The following is an 18,601-nucleotide window of genomic DNA, read 5'->3' as shown; positions in this document are numbered from 1 at the left end:
TAACTCTCCCGGAGACTTCCCATGAGCATGTCCACGAGACTAAAAGACAAGGTTGCCCTTATCACCGGTGCCGCACGTGGTATCGGTCTTGGCTTTGCAGAAGCCTATGCGCGTGAGGGCGCGAAAGTCATCATCGCCGACATCAATATTGAGCGCGCAGAAGAGGCGGCGCGCAGTCTGGGCAGTGCTGTGAAGGCGGTTAAGCTCGATGTGACTAACCTTGCAGATATCGAGAAAGTCGTGGCCGATATCGATAAGGAATATGGTGGCATAGACATTCTGGTCAACAACGCGGCTATCTTCGATATGGCACCGATCAATGCGATCACCGAAGACAGTTACGAACGCGTACTCGGCATCAATCTCAAAGGTCCGCTTTTCATGATGAAAGCGGTGTCGAATGTGATGATAGAGCGCGGGCGCGGTGGTAAAATCATCAACATGGCGAGCCAGGCCGGCCGTCGTGGTGAAGCATTGGTGACGCTTTATTGCCTGTCTAAAGCTGCGATTATCTCGGCCACCCAGTCGGCAGCACTTGCTCTCGTCAAGCACAACATCCAGGTCAATGCGATCGCACCGGGCGTTGTCGATGGGGAACATTGGGAAGTGGTCGATGCAAATTTTGCCAAGTGGGAAGGACTAAAGCCCGGCGAGAAGAAAGCGGCTGTTGCTAAATCGGTGCCAATTGGTCGCTTTGCCACGCCCGAAGATATCACAGGCATGGCCTTATTCCTTGCTTCATCTGACAGCGACTACATCCTCGCACAGACTTTTGGTGTCGATGGTGGCAACTGGATGGCTTGAACCATCTCTTAGAGCACGATTGAATCAGATCCGTGTTCTAGCCGTTTGTTCTAACGCGAATTTTTGTCGAAAGCCGTTTGTGGCTTTCGCAATGTGCTCCAAGGTGCAGAAATGAAAGCCATATATTTTACCGGGCATGGCGTTGCGGAGCTCGCCCAATTGCCCGACCCCGAGCTAAAGCCCGGTCATGCCTTGATCGATGTCAAAGCGTCGGGTCTGTGTCATACCGACATCGACGTGTTGCATGGACGCTATGGCTCCAGTGCATTTCCGCTCGTGCCGGGACATGAATATGTTGGTGTTGTACTTGCTGTTGCTGAGGACGTAACCAACGTTAAGCCCGGGGATCGCGTCGCGGTCGATCCGAATATACCCTGTGGGCATTGCCGTGCCTGCCAGAAGGGTCTGACAAATCTTTGCTCGGACCTGAAGGCTTATGGCGTGACGCATAATGGTGGTTTCGCGGACAAGAGCCTTGTGAACGCGCGACATCTGCATCTCATCGGTGATCTGCCTTTCGATGTTGCCGCTCTGGCAGAACCGCTGGCTTGTGTGCTCAATGGACTTGGAGCAGCCGAACTGAAACCCGGTCCGCAAGGAGCTGAGACAGCACTGGTATTTGGCGCCGGGCCGATTGGCTTGCTGCTTGCGCTGTCGCTCAAAGCACAAGGTGTAGCGAACGTTGCTGTTGCCGATATTAACGAACACCGGCTTGCATTCACTGAGAGCCTTGGGCTTGAGCCAGTTATTTCTGGCTCAGATGAACTTGAAGCGCGGAAGAAAGGCTTCGATTTTGTCGCTGATGCAACTGGAATTGCCAAGGTTGCGGAAGGTATGGTTGGCTTTACGGCAGATGGTGGAACGGTACTGGTGTTTGGCGTATGTGCACCTGACGCGCGTATTTCAGTGGCACCGTTTGAGATTTTCCGCCGTCAGATACGCATTGCTGGTTCGCACTCGCTAAACCGTAATATTCCGCAAGCATTGTCAATTCTTCAGAACGATCAAGGCCACATGGCACGTCTGGTATCGCATCGCCTGCCGATTGAAGAAATGCTGCCATTTTTTACAAAGCAAAGTGGCGACCCTGCCACGATGAAGGTGCAATTCGTCCCCGCTTGAGCCACTCTAGCTCAGATTAGTTCGGTCAGTGTTTGTGCCTGACCGAACTAACTCAAGTCGACTTAGAGCGTTTCCCTTTCAAGTTGGATCGTATCCGCACGAGTTGAAGTAATTCTGCGCCTCTTGCGGTTCGACCAGATCAATCAACTTGCCGATGCGATCCCAAAGCCCAGTGACTGTTCTCTCGGCAGCCTTTCGTAAAAGCGCCTTCAGCTTAGAGAAGGCTTTTTCAATGGGGTTGAAGTCTGGGCTGTAGGGCGGAAGGAACATCATTGTCGCGCCGACCGCCTCGATCAACTCCCTTGCTGCGGGCCGTTTGTGGCTGGACAGATTATCGAGGATGACAACGTCACCTGGTTTCAATGTAGGAGCCAAAACCTGAGCGACATACGCCTCGAACCAATCACCGTTGATGGGGCCGTCGATGACAAGTGGCGCGACCATTCCCGTGTTGCGCAGCCCCGCAACCAATGTGGTCGTCTTGCGATGACCGTGAGGAAACCCCATCCGCAACCGCTCACCTTTGCGGCATCGCCCATGACTACGAGCCATATTGGTCGCCGTCCAGGTCTCATCGATGAACACGAGCCGCTCTGGATCGAGATCGAGTTAATCCTCGAACCAGCATTGCCGCTTTTCCAGAACGTCCGGTCGGCTTTGCTCTATCGCATGACCAGTCTTTTTTTGCGCGTTTGTTCGTGCCGGACAAGAAAGCGATGCAATGCCGACTTGCTGATTACGATGCCTTGGGCAGCCAAGTCATTGCGGAGTTCGAAAAGGGTGCCATCCCGGTGCGTGCCGAGCCAGGTCATGATCAGATCGGCATGAGCTTCTGTTTTGTAGGAATTGCGGTCACCGCCCAGTGGACCGGGGCGAACATTTCCCTGCTGGAGTTGCAGGTTACGCCAACGGCTAACGCTGGCTGCGCTCACACCGAAACGCTCAGCAGCATCTCGATGCGATGCGCCGCCGTCAACGGCGGCAACTACACGTATGCGAAGATCAATGGAAAGGGCTCGCGACATATCTGCCGACCTCCATCGGCAGATAGCTTGAATCAGAAAGTCACTGATTTGCAAAGCCATCCGATCCAATCAGTCAGGGAAACGCTCTAACGCTGCGCCACAGGACGGACCAATGGTGTTACGCGCCTGATTGTTACGCGGCGGTTTTCCTGTTCGGCTGTTTGCGTACGGATTTTCAGAAACCGTTCGCCATACCCTTGCGTTACAAGATTTTCTGCTGGGATATCATAAACTTCCGTCAGCAGACTTGCGACAGATTCCGCCCGTTGGTCGGAAAGCACAAGATTTGAACGATCAGAACCCACGGCATCTGTATGACCTTCGATGAAGAAAGTTTCGCCTGGATCCTTGGCCAGCACTTTTTGCATCGCGCTTGCAACTTTGCGAAGGGTTTTAGCCTGTGACAACGAAACCTCTGCGCTACCGGTAGCAAAATGAATGGTGTCCAGATCGATACGGCGCACCTTGTCACGCAAGCGAGCGGAGTGGCGAACCTCATCGATGGTATAGACGCGTTCAACACGTTCGACAGGTGGCAAAGCGAGGAAATCATAGAAGTCACGTTCAGGGTCTGCTGCAACGTCAATGATATAATCGTTGACCGGAATGGTCAGCCGCATAGGAGGCAGATCATACCCGACATCGAAGATCGCTGCACGGGGATTATCGTCATACTCTGGCGCATAGATCATCAAATATTCATTTCCATCACGATCAATACGCGAGCGCTGTAAAATATCGCCGTAGCGGTCATAGACCGTCACGATCTCGTATCCACCGGGACGCACAATGGTTTCGCGCAAGCGACCACGCGGCAACTCATCATAGTAAGTGCGTTCAGCGTCGCGGCGCAGGCGAGGGCGATCATCTCCGCGGACGAATATACGGTCGCCTGTCTCCAGTATGACGCGGTTATCGATCTGCTCGATAACCTTTACATTCGTCACATTGTTGACGGTTGTGTTGTTAATGACGGTATTATTTATAACCGTGTTGTTGAAGATATTAGTAGTGTCGGGAACGACGAACGCTGGCGCATCCTTGATGCGCGTACCTTCTTCCTTGAGATTGGCTTCGATTTTCTGAGGCAGAGCAGCCTTCAAATCTGCGGGGATTTCTACCTGAGCTGCGGCATCATCGGTAGGTGGTGGCATTTTTTGTTCGTCAGCCGCGCGTTGTTGTTCACGTTGTTTGCGACGCTCTTCCCGAGACTGATTACCACCGGAATTGTCCGCGTCCTTGTCGCTATCAAGAATTGCAGCGCCGTTTTCAACTGGTAAAACGACGGTTTCATCCGTGCTGGCGGGATCTTTCGCGATCTCCTGATTTTGCTCGGTTGTCCGTTCGTCAACAATTTCAGCCTTAGGTTCTGCTGGCAAATTGTTCGCAGGCTGTTGTGCTTCTTGTTCGGGCTGCGGCTCCGGCTGCGGTTGCTGTTGATCTGGTTGTTCCGCTGGAGCCGGTTCAGCGTCCTGAGGCTTTTCATCTGAGGCAGGCGTCTTTGGGGCAGGTTGTTCAGGCTGCACCTGAGGGGCGGTTGGCTCTTCCGGCTGCTTTACAGGTTCCTGATCAGTGGGTGCCGCGGGCGCTTCTTCAGATTGAGTTGGCTCCGATGGCTGATCTGGCTTTTCGGTTGGCTTGGACTGCTCTGCAGCCTCTCTCGCCTGCCTTTTTGCTTCGTCGTCGATTGCCTTCTGCTGCTCGGCACTCATCTGCTGTTCTGCAGCTTCCCGTTGGGCTTGTTCGGACGCACGTTTTTGTTCTTCTGCTTGTCGATCAGCCTCTTCTTGAGCTGCTTTTTGCTGCTGATCCGCTGCGCGTCTGGCTTCTTCTTCTGCTGCTTTCTGTTGCTCGGCAGCTTGTCGGGCAGCATCCTCAGCTTCTTTTCGACGCGTTTCCTCTGCGATTGCATTCTGCTCATCGGCTTGCCGTTGCTGTTCGGCGGCTTCGCGCTGCGCCTGTTCGGCCGCACGTTGCTGCTCCGCTGCCTGACGGTCGGCTTCTTCCTGAGCTGCGCGCTGCTGCTCTTCCGCTATCCGACGGTTTTCTTCTTCTGCTGCGCGCTGCTGTTCATCGGCTTGACGGCGGGCTTCTTCTGCCGCCCGTTCCATTTCTTCTGCCTGTTGCTGACGCAATGATTGATCATCGGAGGGTTGCTCGCTGCTATCCTGCGCGAGGATGATTGATGCAGCCGATGTTTCGGCCTGAACCGGCTGCATCATTATGGATGCTGAAAGCGCCGGTACGACAACCGTTGCGAGAAGCTTGGAACGAATAGTCATTATCCCTCTCCTTGAAGGCAGAAATTGCACACGCCTTATTTCATCAAGCCCGATCAAATATGGCTTTTTGTGTCGTCATCATTATTGGTCGATTTAGAGCAAAGTTCGGCGACATCACGAAATCGTTAGCTGAAAGTTTATGAACCTTTGCTGAATATCAGCGCGCTAATATATTTTGAGATACATTGATCATCGAACTATGAAGTTCCAATTGGTTTGAAGAGGTGCATTCGTTTGGAGGTTCGGGTGGCAGTTCATATGACGCAGTGTGTGCAGGCGAAACAACATATCATGGTGATCACACTTTCGACGTGTTGAGAGAATTCTTAAGCTGACTGCATTGAGTATAGGCAGATCGAATTGATTGGGGGTAGGGAGAGGTGGACGCCAAATCGGTTTTTCTAACCGTCACTTTGATTATCCTTGCCAACGGCGCTATGCTGAGCGCCATCAATCGCGATTTTCCGGTGTCACTGCGACCTGCTGCAATGAACTGGATGTGGGCGACTTTGCTCGTCGCGTTCGGGTGCGCTATTTTTGCGGCCAGTAAAATTGCGCCGCCCGCCGTGACGGTAACCATAGCAAACGCCTGCCTCTTCGCGGGTCTGTGCCTGTATTATACGGCGATAAGACAGTTTCATAACCTGAAAAGCATTCTGTTCCCCTGGGTGGTTTCCATCCTCGCAATGATACCTTTCACGTATTTTGTGATTGTTATGCCCAATACACTGGCGCGTATTGTTATCGTCTCCATTGTATGGATTTGGTTGATGGCAGCCAGTATTCGTATCCTCGCCAACCGGCGTTATAGCGATGGATCGCGCAGCCGTGTGATGTTGCTATCTCTATACATTGCCGCTCTGAGCGCTACCGCCGCCCGTGCACTTTTTTACGTGGGCATCAGTCCCAGTGCTGCCTTGGACATTGCAGACAATACCAACTGGATGAACGCGGTCACGCCGCTGTTCCTTGCCGTTCTTCCCATCATTGGAACAACCGCCTTTATATTGATGTGCACCGACCAGATAAGGCGCCGATGGGAGCGGGCCGCCTCCAAGGATTATTTAACTGGACTGCCCAATCGCAGAACTTTGAATGAAGTCGGTGCCGACAGATTTGAAGCCACCAGCGCGTGTGAAGTTCATCACGCGGTGGCGGTCCTTGATATCGATAATTTTAAGCTGATCAACGACAGCCATGGCCATGATGTTGGCGACAGGGTTCTCAAACATGTTGCCTTTCGCTTACAGGCGTCAATGGAGAACGGAGATTTCGTCGCGCGCTCTGGCGGGGAAGAGTTCGTGATAATTTTCGGTGAAGCCAACAGTCAGCTGGCCATAACAGCGACAGAAGCGATCCGAAAGAAAATTGAAAAAGATGTGTTTTTCATCGGTAATGTCGAAATAAAAGTGACTGTATCGATCGGTGTGGCTAAGCAGAAAAATTCATCGTCATCATTCGACAGCATTCTGCGTAAAGCCGACATGGCACTTTATGAAGCGAAATCACACGGAAAGAACCGTGTTGAAACTGCGTCTTCATAGTGTTCATTAGACGCTTACGTCAAAATTTGCGTAACCGAGCGCGTCGCTGAAATCATCATAGGAACAAATTGCCTTATCAAAGTGTCTTCGTTGTAGCGCAGGTTTGATGCGGCAAGGACGGCGGCAGCGGTTGTATGCCCATCCGGCAAGTAAATTGGCGCAGCCAATGCAATATCGTTGGTATAGACCTGCTCTTCTGCGATAGCGAAACCGCGCTGACGCGTTTCATATATCCGCCGCCAGATTTTCTCCGGATCAAAAACCGTTTTAGGCGTATAGGCTCGTAAGTCGCTGCGCGCCAGAATGTCGTGGATTTTGCTATCATCAAGACCAGCCAGGAATACCAATCCGGCTGCAGAGCAATATGCCGGCAATCTGCTGCCAACAATGACATCATTATCAAGCGTGTTTGAGGAAAGATAACGTGCGAGATAGATAATGTCGGTGTCGTCGAGCAAGGTGAGGGAAATTGTCTCTCCTGTGCTGCGATTGAGATGGAGTAAATAGGGATGTGCTCTCTGCACGAGTAAACTGGAGCGTGTATAGCGGTAAGCCATGTTAAGAGACTTGGCCGCCAGCTCATAGGTCTTGCTACCCGGCACTTTCTGAATATAGCCAAGATGTAGCAATGTATGGGCAAAACGCTGTGCCGCTGAGCGGTCGATACCGGCGCGTTGAGCCAGTTGCGTCAGAGTTTGGCGAGAATGAACCGGGTCGAATGTCTCAAGAACACGAAAAGCTTTTTCAACCGCTCTGACCATCATAGGGTCGTCATGTTCTTCATCGTTCTTTGCCATGATTAGCTCAACCTCTCCTCTGACATGGCATTCCCGATACCATCATCTAGTCAATAATTATTACTTATTCTCAGATAGCTTAAAGATTCTCCTGATCGTTGCTAACTGAATGCTGCACACCACGAGACAGGAGGAAGAAAGGTGTCGATACCGACACCTTTCCCGGTTGCTTTAGAAACGAATGCCTTCAGGCAGGGCGGAAGTATCCATGCCAGCGTCCTTGAAGCCTTCAAGGAGTAACGGAACAATTGCCTGGTTCGAGCGGTTTTCGTCTGCCCATTTCTGGAGGAATTCCTGAACTCGGCTGTCTTCATCCTTACGGGTCGCAGCTGAAACAGGAATGCCGTGGACTGGTTCTGGCACTTTGTAGCTTGAGAAAATGCCACGTGCGCTTTCAAAAGTTTTTATGCAGATCGGCAGTTCCTGCAGCATGTAATCAGCACGGCCAGACTGCACAGCCATGATCGCCTCGCTCATTTCCTTAAGATTCATGACCTTGGCGTTTGGCATGTCCTGCTTGATGAAAGCAGTTTGTGCTGCGCCTGTGACCATGGCGAATGTAACATTGGGCGAATTGTATTCTTCCCATGTCGCCATAGGCTCTTTGCCCTTGGCGCCAATGACACAATCCGACATCTGCCAAACGGGGCCAGCCATGGCCAAAGCCTTTTTGCGCTCTTCCGTTGCCGTCATACCTGGAAAAATATCAAGGCGACCAGACTGCAAATCGAGCACAACGCTCTGCCATGTCACTTCACGCCATTTCAGCTTGAGCTCTTTACCCATGGCCGTACCCAGATCCGCGGCCATCTTGCGGCAGACCCGTGGTCCGTAACCGGCATATTCGAGTTCTCCACCCACATGAAACGATGTCGGTGGATAGTTTCTGACTCCGCCGCATACAACTTCACCGGTACGTTCGATCTTGTCCCATACCGATTCAGCCATTGCTGGCGCACTCATTGTAATGCTTGCACAAGCCAAAAGCGCAGCTGCAACCGTCTTCATCATTATCATTTTCCCTTCAAGTGCCCTTCTATAGAGAGCTTTAAATTGCCCGGTTGCACCTTGTGATCTTCTCAATATCTACGACAAGCGAAAAATCATTTCTTCGCGAAAATCCATCATTTAAAATTGGAATTAAGCATCATATCAACATAAGTAATCGTATATAGATTATAATTAATCACAATACGATTAATTAGTAATTATTTACGCGAAATTACTTTTCTTCAACTTCGAATCAAGCTAGCTGCGAAAAAAAGGCTGCCTGTTCCGGATTCAGTGTGGCCGCAAAAATGGGAGTGCATTCGGATGTACCAATTTGACTGGTCCGTTATTCTGGACGGAAAATTGTGGCTCAATGCTATGGGTGTAACGGTGGCCTATGCCTTCGTTACGTCGCTGGCAGGTCTTCTCATCGGTGTCGTATTAGGGCTCGCCTTAGTATCCCGCATTCCTGTTCTGACCTGGGTCATCAATGCCTACATACATCTCTTTCGCTGCACACCACTACTCGTGCAGATCGTCTGGTTCTTCTATGCATTGCCGATGCTCACCGGCTACACATTGCCAGATTGGTTCGCAGCTGGACTGGGCCTGACACTTTACATGGGTGCGTTTGCAGCTGAAATTTTCCGGGCCGGCGTGATCTCAATTGATCGCGGACAATGGGAAGCATCGACCGTTTTGGGGTTCTCCTATTTTACGAAAATGCGACATATCATTCTGCCACAGGCAACGCGACGCATGATCCCGCCAATTGTCAGTCAGACGATTCTGCAACTTAAGAACACATCGCTTCTTTCAGTGGTGGCGGTTCCTGATCTTATGTATGCGGCTGGCAGTTTGACGATGGAAACGTACAGACCACTTGAGGTCTATACGTTTGCAGCATTGCTGTATCTGGCGATCCTCACTCCCGTGACGCTGATTGCGAACCGTTTCGAAATCAAACATTGAGGGTCATGCGATGATTAACGTCAAAAGCCTGCGTAAAACATTTGGTACGCATGAAGTTCTCAAGGGGATAGATCTTTCAGTAGATCGTGGCGATGTGGCCGTTCTTATTGGGCCATCAGGCTGTGGTAAGTCGACATTACTTCGTTGTCTTGATTTGCTCGAGCAGCCAACGGAAGGTCTTATTGAGATTGCAGGCAACAGCCTGGATTTTCACGCAAAGAGCAAGTTCTCGGAGCGAGTTAAAGCCGAATTTCGCGCCAAAACTGGCATGGTTTTTCAGGGTTTCCATCTCTTCCCACACATGACTGTTCTGCAAAATGTGATGTCCGGTCCACTGCTGAACAAGCTGAAGACGAAGCCTCAAGCGCAAGAACTGGCCATGAAACTCCTTCAGCGAGTTGGGCTGTCTGACAAAATCAGTCTCTATCCGCATCAGATTTCTGGTGGTCAGGCGCAGCGTGTGGCTATCGCACGTGCCTTGGCGCTGGAGCCGGAAGTTATGCTGTTTGACGAACCAACATCAGCGCTCGATCCAGAGCTGGTGGGTGAGGTTCTTGATGTCATGCAAGGGTTGGCTGCTGACGGAACAACAATGATTGTCGTCACGCATGAAATGAGTTTCGCACGCAATGTCGCGTCAAAAGTCATTTTCATGGAAGCCGGGCATGTTGTTGAGACAGGCGCACCGGAAGAAGTACTGCGCCAGCCTAAAACGGACCGCCTGAAGAGCTTCCTTTCCAAAGTTGAGCACTAATCAAAGTACCAGACAGAAGCGGATATTCGACAATGAAGCACTATGATCTGCATGGAATGTATCCCGCAATTCCAACACCACTGACTGAAGCCGGACAACTCGATGTTGCAAAGCTGGAAGTCCTTATTGAGGCAAATCTGGCTGGCGGTGCGAAGGGGCTTGCGCCTGTGGGTGGCACGGGCGAATTTACCGCGCTTTCCGCCACTGTCAGGCTCGAAGTCGTGCAGGAAACGGTACGGATTGTGAATGGCCGCGTTCCGGTTGTCGCCGGCGTCGTCTCGCCGGGCTGGGCTGAAGCTGTAGATCATGGCAATACGTTTAAAGAAGCAGGCGCTGATGCGCTGCTGCTGGTAACCCCATTTTACGTTATTCCGAGCCAGCAGGGCGTGATCGACTATTTCCGCGCTTATCGAAAGACTGTTGATCTACCACTTGTCTATTATGATGTTCCTGCGCGAACCAGCTTTGTAACCACGGTCGAAACGCTGAAGACGCTGGGTGAAGATGGTACGATCATCGGTGCAAAAATTTGCAATACCGATGCTTATTATTTCAACCGCTTGTCTGCGGCGATTGGTGATCGTATCGCGTTGTTGTCCGGCGACGACATGATGTACGCTATCCATATCATGTATGGTGCTAAGGGCGGCATTCTTGCCAGCGCTCCGATGTTGCCAGCTTACTGGACACAGATCCATGATACGCTTGTTGATGGGAATTATGCGGAAGGGATTGCGCTGCATCGGAAGCTCCTTCCAACATTCGCAGCTCTGTTCAACGAAGTTAATCCTGGTCCGTTGAAAGCAATGATGGCTCAGCTGAGCCTGCCAGTGGGGCCTGTCTCTTTGCCTTTGAAGACACCCAATGATGCAACCCAGGCACTAATACTCAAGGCTGTTGAAGGTTTGCGCGCCGAAGGGATCGCATAGTCCATGACAGGCGGGGCGGAATTTCTGGATTTTGCAGAAGCGCGGGAACAAGCAAAGGCCTTTCTCCCCCGCGCTTTGTTTGAATATATTGATCGGGGAACCGAAGCAGAAACCGCCCTTACGGCGCTTCATAATGGTTTCGCCAAGCGCCGTGTTGTTCCACACGTCCTGCGTCCAGTCACCACGCCTGATCTGTCTGCACAATACCTTGGGAGCACACACAACTGTCCGTTTGTGATTGCTCCTACCGCTCTGGCAGGAATGGTCCGCTATGATGGGGAAGTTCTCATGGCGCGCGCAGCAAAAGCAGCCGGGCTGCCTTTTGTTGTGGCAACGCAGTCATCGACCAGTATTGAGCAGATTGCGGCCGGAGCTCCCAATAGCGACTTATGGTTTCAGCTCTATGTCTGGCGTGATCGTTCAGAAACATGGAAACTGCTTGAGCGTGCAAAAGCATGTGGTGTTGATACTTTGGTATTGACGGTTGATACGCCAGCATCACCTAAAAAGATCCATAACCGACGCAATGGTTTTGGGGTGCCACTACAATTTTCAGCCACGCTGGCAGTGGACTTGATGCTTCATCCGCATTGGACACTTGGAGTCATGGGACGATATCTATTGCGCAAAGGATTCCCGTCCTATGCGCATTATCCCGGGGACGTTGCGAAAGCAGTGACAGATTCCATCCGTGATCCGCGCTTCGCTCTCGACACTGTGCTTGATAGAGATTTCGTCAGAGAGCTTCGTCACCGCTGGCCGCATAAACTTCTGATCAAAGGAGTTTTGTCTGCAGCTGACGCAATTGAGGTTTTCGATTTAGGTTGCGATGGCGTGGTGGTATCGGCGCATGGCGGCCGCAATCTCGATAGTGCGGCTCTGCCATTGGACGTTCTGCCAAGGATACGGGATGCTGCGGGCCCTCACAAAACGCTTTTTGCCGATAGTGGCGTGAGACGCGGGTCTGATGCAGCAAAACTACTGGCGGCTGGTGCTGATGGCGTGTTTCTTGGGCGCGCGCCTCTCTATGGTCTTGCAGCAGGGGGAACAGACGGCGTTGTGCGTATGGTTGAACAGTTAAGGGACGAACTGCGTTTGTTTCTCGGCTTTGCCGGCGCCCAGGATATTTCTGCACTTCGCCAATCCGAATGGGTTGGTTGACCGCCACTTCCCAAAAGACGAGCTTTCAATTTCACAGGTAATAAAATGTTGTCTAAGTCCAGCTCCAATGATGCTTTCCTGCACGACCTTCGTCAGGCCGTTGGCAGCCAGTATGTGTTGACTGATGCTCATGATAAAGAGCCGTTCCTGACTGACTGGCGTGGCTATGAGACCGGACAGGCAATCGCTGTTGTTTTGCCAGCAACCACTGAACAGGTTTCTTCCGTAATGCGCATTGCCAGTGAGCATGGCAGCACGATCGTTCCTCAAGGGGGCAATACCGGATTGTGTCAGGGCGCAGTCCCTCTAAGTCTGGGACGTACCATTGTTCTGGGTCTACGTCGTTTGGATGCAGTTCGTGAAATTGACAAAGCGTCGAATGTAATCGTGGTTGAAGCCGGATTGACCCTGACGGCAGCTCATGATGCCGCAGGTTCCGTTGATCGTCGTATTCCATTGCATCTTGGCAGCGAAGGCAGCGCACAGATCGGGGGGCTGGCATCAACCAATGCTGGAGGAACCAGTGCTCTTCGTTACGGTCCTATTCGTGACCTGATCTGCGGCATCGAAGTGGTGCTGCCGGATGGTCGCGTATTGAACGATTTGAAGGCATTGCGCAAAAACAACACCGGGTATGATTTAAAGAACCTCTTCATCGGAGCTGAAGGCACGCTGGGGATCATCACGGCGGCGGCTCTGCGTTTACAGCCAGTGCTGCGGTCATCAGGACATGCTTGGATTGCTTTGCCAAATCTCGATGCTGCGGTAACCATTCTGATGGGCTTGCAGGACCGGTTTGATACTGCGGTCCAGGCCGCGGAGCTTTTGTCTGGTGAACAGGTTGATCTGGTTCTGCAACATATACCGCGTTCGAGGCATCCGCTTGAAAGCCGACCGGATTGGTCCTTGCTTGTCGAACTGGGTAGTACAGACGCGACGACAGAGCTTCATGTCGCTCTCGAAGAATGGTTGGCAGAGCAGTTTGAGGCCGGATTCGTTGAAGATGCCTTCATTGCTCAAAGCGAAGCACATGCGCAAGACATCTGGCACTTAAGGCACTCGGTGTCGGAAGCCAATAAACTGCATGGACATAGCTTGTCACATGACATTGCTGTGCGTCCAGCACTCGTACCGTTGATGATCAAACGTGCTACTGCAGCTGTCCATACAATCTATCCTCAGGCAACGATCCTGATTGTGTCTCATATTGGTGATGGAAATATTCATTTCATTGCACATTTCACACATGATGAATGGGCGGCATTTACTGATCCAGCAGACGTGACAGCTAACGTCATGAAGCAGGTTCATGACGTTGTTGACGAACTCGGCGGCACTTTTTCTGCTGAGCATGGGATCGGGCGCAAGCTGGTCTCCGAGCTTGCCACGCGTTCTGACCCCGTTCGTATGGAACTCATGCGATCATTGCGTAGTGTGTTGGATCCCAACGGACGAATGAATCCGGGAAGTGTCTTTGCTAACTAGAGCTACGCCTCAAAAACTATGAAACTGCTTTCGACGTTTTTTAGCGGGAGAGCCTGTTTTCATCATCAATCAAGGTGAGGCGGGAAGGGGGCGATGGGCCCCACCGCCAAAGAACGAGATTAAGATCATCCTTGTTTGCACCTTTTGCAAAACTGCGCACCAGCAAGCCACTATAACCAGCTGCGATTAAGTGTCTCGCAAAAATCTGCGTCGTGGCTTCACCTTTCAATCGCATTTGCTCTCGCCAGCCATCATGCGCAAGCATTGCTGCGTCCATTCCCATTTCTTCTAATGCAAGCTCATCCCTGCAGTCGAAAATGGTTTCGACCTCTGCATCATAAGACACAATTGTCGTTGGTTGCAGGTTGCCAACCTGATTGGCCTCGCGAAGTGCGGTCATGATGCTGAGGGACGCGTAAAGCGCCAAAACCCCTTTGGGATTGAAGCGCCCGCCGTAAAGTTCAGCACCCCGCCCGGAAAGAGGCTCCTGCGCAAAAACAGGATTCAAGGCTCGATAAAGTTTGTCTTGATAGCTGATTGGCACGGTCAGGCATAAACCCCGGCATCAACAGCATCTATATAATCAAGAACCTCACTGGCCCTGCCATTGAGCACCAGTTGCATAGCTGTCTGGCCTGAAAAGCCCGCCAATGGTTCGGAACGATACCACGCATAAGCCATAAGAGCTGAACCAAAACGTGGCTCGACCTTGTTTAAAATCTCGACCATCTCGCGTAGCCGCTTCTGCGTCTTGTCAGATTGTACGCGGTCTTTCCGCTGTACGGCATCGCGTCCCAATCCTGCCGAACGGGCAACTTCATCGCTTGTCGTACGTAACGCATCAGCGATTTTCCGTGGTGCGAACAGACCGTTATCTGAATATTGTGCGAGACCCATGATATCGTCTCCTTACCAAAAAAGCCACTTATTATGACGTAATATAGCGTCATAATAAGTGGCATTCAAGGTCGCGTACTGACTTTAATTTAACTCGCGATCAATATCGCGTCTCAGGACAATGGCCGTTGTAAGATCTTCGACCATATCATGCCCTGCAATCAAATCGCGTACCCGATTAAGACCGTCGATTGAACCAGTCTCCAGTTCGACGATCAGATCAAGCTGGCCGCTCACTGATGATACCCGGCGCACTTCCGGGTGTCGTGCGAGGATATCCAGCAGATCATGTGCGGGGGTCCGTCGCAGATTGATTAAAAACGCTGCGCGAATGACATTTGCGTCAATTTCACCGATATCGGCGCGGTATCCTCTTATGACTCCGCTGCGCTCAAGATTAGTGACGCGTTCACTCGTAGCACTACGCGACAACCCAATACGCCCCGCAAGCGTTTTCAACGCAATACGTGCTTCCTTCGACAGGATTGCCAGTATTTCACGATCTTTCGCATCAAGTTCGCGCATTATCACCCTATTCACATGGCCGGACATATGCCGGTCTATTCCGACAATGTGCCGGTTATCCCGACAGGATACTTGATGCCCGAAAATCCTTTGCATGCCAAGCTGCGGCTAAGAAATGTAACCTGGAAAAATACTGGCTATGACCGATCTCTCCCATCCCGCACCACAGTTTTCAGCGATTGATGCCGAAAGGCTTGCCAAAGAATTTTTTGGCGTAAGTGCCAGCGCGTCTGAGCTCGATAGTGAGCGTGATTGTAATTTCCGTCTGAAAACCGGAACGGAATCTGATTGGATCTTAAAGATCGTTAATGCCAGCGAACCGAAAGTTGAGAGCGAGTTTCAGACGGCTCTGCTGCATCATCTTTCCAATGCAAAATCCAGATTGGCCGTACCGCATCTCAAAGCAAGTCTTTCCGGTGACGTCCTCGCCCAAGCCGTTGCTGAAGGCGGCGAAAAGCATGCGCTGCGTTTGGTTGGCTGGCTCCCTGGAACACCGCTGGCGCAAGTAACCAGAACATTCGATCTGATGCGCAATCTGGGCCGTTCATTGGGTGAACTGGATCACGCGTTACAGGGGTTCATTCATCCCGGTGCGCTCCGGGACCTGGATTGGGACCTTCGTCATGCAGGTCGTGCGCGTACACGCCTGCACTTCATTGACGATGCAGACAAAAGAGCACTGCTTGAGCGCTTTATCATTCGCTTTGAAACTCTGATCGAACCCAAGCTTGCAGGTCTGCGTGCACAGGTTATTCATAATGATGCAAATGACTGGAATGTTCTGGTCGATAACCAAGACAACGAAAAGATTGCTGGTCTCATCGATTTTGGTGATGCCGTTCATACAGTGCTGATCGCGGAAGTTGCGATTGCATGTGCTTACTCAGCGCTCGACATGGAAGACCCTATTGGCGCGGCGGCGACACTTGCTTCGGGGTTCCATGAAAAATATCCGCTCAAAGCGGAAGAAGTTGATCTGCTGTTCGACCTCATTGCGATGCGGCTCGTAACGAGCGTCACAGTTTCAGCCTCACGCCGGGAAAAGACTGACGACAATCCTTATCTCGCCATCAGCGAGGCGCCAGCTTGGCGTCTCCTGGAGAAAATGGATGCGATGAACCCACGCTTTGCGACAGCCATTTTGCGTAAAGCTTGCGGCTTTGACGCCATCGATGGTGCTGGCGCTGTCCGCAAATGGGTATCTGATAACGCCAAAACCTTTGCCTCAATCGTGCGTCCCGCGCCTGCGACCATGACCAAAGCGATTGTACCTTATGGGGATGCATCTCATTTCATGACAGTTGCTTCCGCCGAGCAGCGTGCAACAGAGGCCACGAAGTGGTGGGACGATTTTTGTGTAAAGAATAGCATTGATCTGGGCATAGGTTCCTGGGGCGAAAAACGAACTGTCTATACAGACAAGGCATTTGAATCACGCTTCATCGGCGGTCAGCGCCGCATTCATCACCTTGGTGTGGATTTGTTCATGCCAGCAGGTACTCCGCTTTACACGCCACTGGCGGCAACCGTTATAAGCGTTGAAATTGAACACGAGCCGCTTGGATATGGCGGCCTGGTCAAACTTGAACACCGCCCAGAAGGCTGCCCGCCTTTTGTGACGCTTTGGGGGCACATGGCTCACGAGGCGCTGGAGCGTCTGCGGCCTGATCAGAAACTTCAGGCTGGTGACCTCGTCGGTCATATGGGCGATATTCATGAGAACGGCGGGTGGACACCACATCTGCATTTTGGAATGACGACAGACGTCAATCTGACGGCAACCGAGATTTTGGGCGTCGGCGAATCTGCATATCTTGATGTATGGGCAGATTTATTCCCGGATGTCGCTGAACTTGCTGGCATTCCACCAGAAACGTTCCATCAGGATGGCCGTACGCGTGCCGAAATCATCGAGAAGCGCAAAGAAATCCTGCTGCCAAACCTGTCGATTTCCTATTCCGAACCGATCAAGTTTGTTCGTGGGGAGGGCGCATGGCTTATCGATAACCATGGGCGTGCCTATCTCGATTGCTTTAACAATGTCTGTCACATTGGCCACGCGCATCCCGAAGTGGTTGAGGCCATTGCCCGACAAGCGGCAGTGTTGAATACCAACACCCGTTATCTGCATGACAACATTGTGGAATATGCGGAGCGACTGACAGCAACTTTGCCAGAAGGGCTCACCGTCGCATCATTTGCCTGTTCGGGCAGCGAGGCGAACAGCCTAGCCTTGAGAATGGCGCGCAATCATACCGGTTGCGATGAAGCGATTGTGCTTGATTGGGCTTATCACGGCACGACACAGGAACTCATCGAGCTCAGCCCTTATAAATATAAGCGCAAAGGTGGAAAGGGTCGCCCTGCACATGTGTTTGAAGGCGTCATTCCTGATAGCTATCATGCTCCGGAAGATTGGCCTGTTGAAGAACATGCCAAGCGCTTTGCCAGCAACATTGCCGAGCATATCGATACAATGCGCAATCAGGGCCGGACACCCGCATACTTCCTGGCTGAATCCATTCCAAGTGTAGCCGGTCAGGTGTTCCTGCCGGAAGGCTATCTCAAAGAAGTCTACGCTATGGTTCGCGCTGCGGGCGGTGTGTGTATTGCCGATGAAGTGCAGGTCGGCTTTGGTCGTGTGGGGAGTCATTGGTGGGCTTTCGAATTGCAAGACGTTGTCCCTGACATCGTCACCATGGGCAAACCCATTGGAAACGGTCATCCGATGTCGGCGGTTGTCACAACGCGGGAAGTGGCTGACAGCTTTAACAATGGTATGGAGTATTTCAATACATTTGGCGGCAATCCGGTTTCTTGTGCTGCAGGCCTTGCTGTACTCAATGTTATCGAACGTGATGGCTTGCGTAAAAATGCGCTCGATGTCGGCAATTATCTGCTTGATGGCTTTCGCGAAATGCAAACGCGTTTTGACATCATCGGCGATGTTCGTGGCCAGGGTCTGTTTCTCGGAATTGAACTCGTCACGGATCGGAAGACCAAGGCACCCGCGACCGCTCTCGCAAAACGCATCAATGATGGTGCAAGACAGCGGGGCATTTTGATGGGCACTGAAGGCCCACATGATAACGTGTTGAAGATGCGCCCATCTATGGTTTTCAGTCGCGACAATGCCGATCATCTGCTCAGCGTCCTGAACGATAGTTTTGTGGCTGCTCTGCGGTAAAACGTCTGAACGGCTTCACACTAAAGGCCGTATTTCCGCCCGGATAGCCCGGCGGGAATTCGGCCTTTTTGCTTAACCTGTTCACTTCAATGCCCGCGGAATAACCTGAGCGGAGATCTGGTAAACG

Annotated in this window: 15 protein-coding genes and 1 pseudogene; 9 read left to right on the top strand and 7 right to left on the bottom strand. The window is 51.8% G+C overall.

Annotated elements, in window-relative coordinates; translation table 11 throughout:
* Window positions 1-27: 27 nt before the first annotated feature.
* Window positions 28-804, top strand: coding sequence for an L-iditol 2-dehydrogenase (locus CEV32_RS01915; protein ID WP_094573770.1), 777 nt, complete (start codon window positions 28-30; stop codon window positions 802-804).
* A 111-nt stretch (window positions 805-915) separates the two neighbouring features.
* A complete protein-coding gene (locus CEV32_RS01910; protein WP_094573759.1) occupies window positions 916-1,926 on the top strand; it encodes a zinc-dependent alcohol dehydrogenase family protein in 1,011 nt (336 codons plus the stop codon).
* 78 nt (window positions 1,927-2,004) lie between these two features.
* On the opposite strand, the pseudogene CEV32_RS01905 reads toward CEV32_RS01910, so the two are convergent.
* Both CEV32_RS01905 and CEV32_RS01900 read right to left on the bottom strand, forming a co-directional pair.
* Window positions 2,005-2,951, bottom strand: a pseudogene (locus CEV32_RS01905) (IS630 family transposase).
* 86 nt (window positions 2,952-3,037) lie between these two features.
* Window positions 3,038-5,233: an OmpA family protein gene (locus tag CEV32_RS01900; RefSeq protein ID WP_094573758.1), complete on the bottom strand. Its 2,196-nt coding sequence runs from the start codon at window positions 5,231-5,233 to the stop codon at window positions 3,038-3,040.
* A 380-nt stretch (window positions 5,234-5,613) separates the two neighbouring features.
* On the opposite strand from CEV32_RS01900, the gene CEV32_RS01895 reads away from it, so the two are divergent.
* The gene (locus CEV32_RS01895) at window positions 5,614-6,777 is read left to right on the top strand and encodes a GGDEF domain-containing protein (RefSeq protein ID WP_094573757.1); all 1,164 of its coding nucleotides are present in this window, start codon (window positions 5,614-5,616) and stop codon (window positions 6,775-6,777) included.
* A 14-nt stretch (window positions 6,778-6,791) separates the two neighbouring features.
* Here the strand turns inward: CEV32_RS01895 and CEV32_RS01890 are convergent, their stop codons facing one another.
* Window positions 6,792-7,574 carry an IclR family transcriptional regulator gene (locus CEV32_RS01890; protein ID WP_094573756.1) on the bottom strand — a complete coding sequence of 261 codons (783 nt, stop codon included), beginning with the start codon at window positions 7,572-7,574 and terminating at the stop codon, window positions 6,792-6,794.
* Between the two features lie 171 nt (window positions 7,575-7,745).
* Window positions 7,746-8,585, bottom strand: a complete 840-nt coding sequence (locus tag CEV32_RS01885) for a transporter substrate-binding domain-containing protein (RefSeq protein ID WP_167382721.1) — start codon at window positions 8,583-8,585, stop codon at window positions 7,746-7,748.
* Window positions 8,586-8,888: 303 nt separating this feature from the next.
* Between CEV32_RS01885 and CEV32_RS01880 the strand changes: the two genes are divergently transcribed.
* From CEV32_RS01880 to CEV32_RS01860, 5 genes are read left to right on the top strand one after another with little or no spacing between them, the layout of a single operon-like run.
* Complete coding sequence (locus CEV32_RS01880) at window positions 8,889-9,536, top strand: amino acid ABC transporter permease (RefSeq protein ID WP_094573754.1); 648 nt, start codon at window positions 8,889-8,891, stop codon at window positions 9,534-9,536.
* Window positions 9,537-9,546: 10 nt separating this feature from the next.
* The gene (locus tag CEV32_RS01875) at window positions 9,547-10,290 is read left to right on the top strand and encodes an amino acid ABC transporter ATP-binding protein (RefSeq protein ID WP_094573753.1); all 744 of its coding nucleotides are present in this window, start codon (window positions 9,547-9,549) and stop codon (window positions 10,288-10,290) included.
* A 32-nt stretch (window positions 10,291-10,322) separates the two neighbouring features.
* On the top strand, window positions 10,323-11,219 hold the full coding sequence (locus CEV32_RS01870; protein WP_094573752.1) for a dihydrodipicolinate synthase family protein: 897 nt from the start codon (window positions 10,323-10,325) through the stop codon (window positions 11,217-11,219).
* 3 nt (window positions 11,220-11,222) lie between these two features.
* Window positions 11,223-12,380 carry an alpha-hydroxy acid oxidase gene (locus tag CEV32_RS01865; protein WP_094573751.1) on the top strand — a complete coding sequence of 386 codons (1,158 nt, stop codon included), beginning with the start codon at window positions 11,223-11,225 and terminating at the stop codon, window positions 12,378-12,380.
* Window positions 12,381-12,425: 45 nt separating this feature from the next.
* Window positions 12,426-13,865: an FAD-binding oxidoreductase gene (locus CEV32_RS01860; protein ID WP_094573750.1), complete on the top strand. Its 1,440-nt coding sequence runs from the start codon at window positions 12,426-12,428 to the stop codon at window positions 13,863-13,865.
* A 40-nt stretch (window positions 13,866-13,905) separates the two neighbouring features.
* On the opposite strand, the gene CEV32_RS01855 is transcribed toward CEV32_RS01860, so the two are convergent.
* From CEV32_RS01855 to CEV32_RS01845, 3 genes are all read right to left on the bottom strand, one after another.
* On the bottom strand, window positions 13,906-14,403 hold the full coding sequence (locus CEV32_RS01855) for an RES family NAD+ phosphorylase (RefSeq protein WP_094573769.1): 498 nt from the start codon (window positions 14,401-14,403) through the stop codon (window positions 13,906-13,908).
* A gap of 8 nt (window positions 14,404-14,411) precedes the next feature.
* Window positions 14,412-14,762 (bottom strand): antitoxin Xre/MbcA/ParS toxin-binding domain-containing protein, encoded by a 351-nt coding sequence (locus CEV32_RS01850; protein ID WP_094573749.1) that lies wholly within the window; start codon window positions 14,760-14,762, stop codon window positions 14,412-14,414.
* Window positions 14,763-14,846: 84 nt separating this feature from the next.
* Window positions 14,847-15,287 carry an Lrp/AsnC family transcriptional regulator gene (locus tag CEV32_RS01845; protein WP_094573748.1) on the bottom strand — a complete coding sequence of 147 codons (441 nt, stop codon included), beginning with the start codon at window positions 15,285-15,287 and terminating at the stop codon, window positions 14,847-14,849.
* 139 nt (window positions 15,288-15,426) lie between these two features.
* Between CEV32_RS01845 and CEV32_RS01840 the strand changes: the two genes are divergently transcribed.
* Complete coding sequence (locus CEV32_RS01840) at window positions 15,427-18,474, top strand: aminotransferase class III-fold pyridoxal phosphate-dependent enzyme (protein ID WP_094573747.1); 3,048 nt, start codon at window positions 15,427-15,429, stop codon at window positions 18,472-18,474.
* The last annotated feature ends 127 nt before the right edge of the window (window positions 18,475-18,601 follow it).

Origin of the sequence: Brucella rhizosphaerae, from assembly GCF_002252475.1 — a bacterium.
Taxonomy (GTDB): Bacteria; Pseudomonadota; Alphaproteobacteria; order Rhizobiales; family Rhizobiaceae; genus Brucella; species Brucella rhizosphaerae.
Note: the sequence above shows the minus strand (reverse complement) of the source record. Positions and strands in the feature narration are given on the sequence as shown.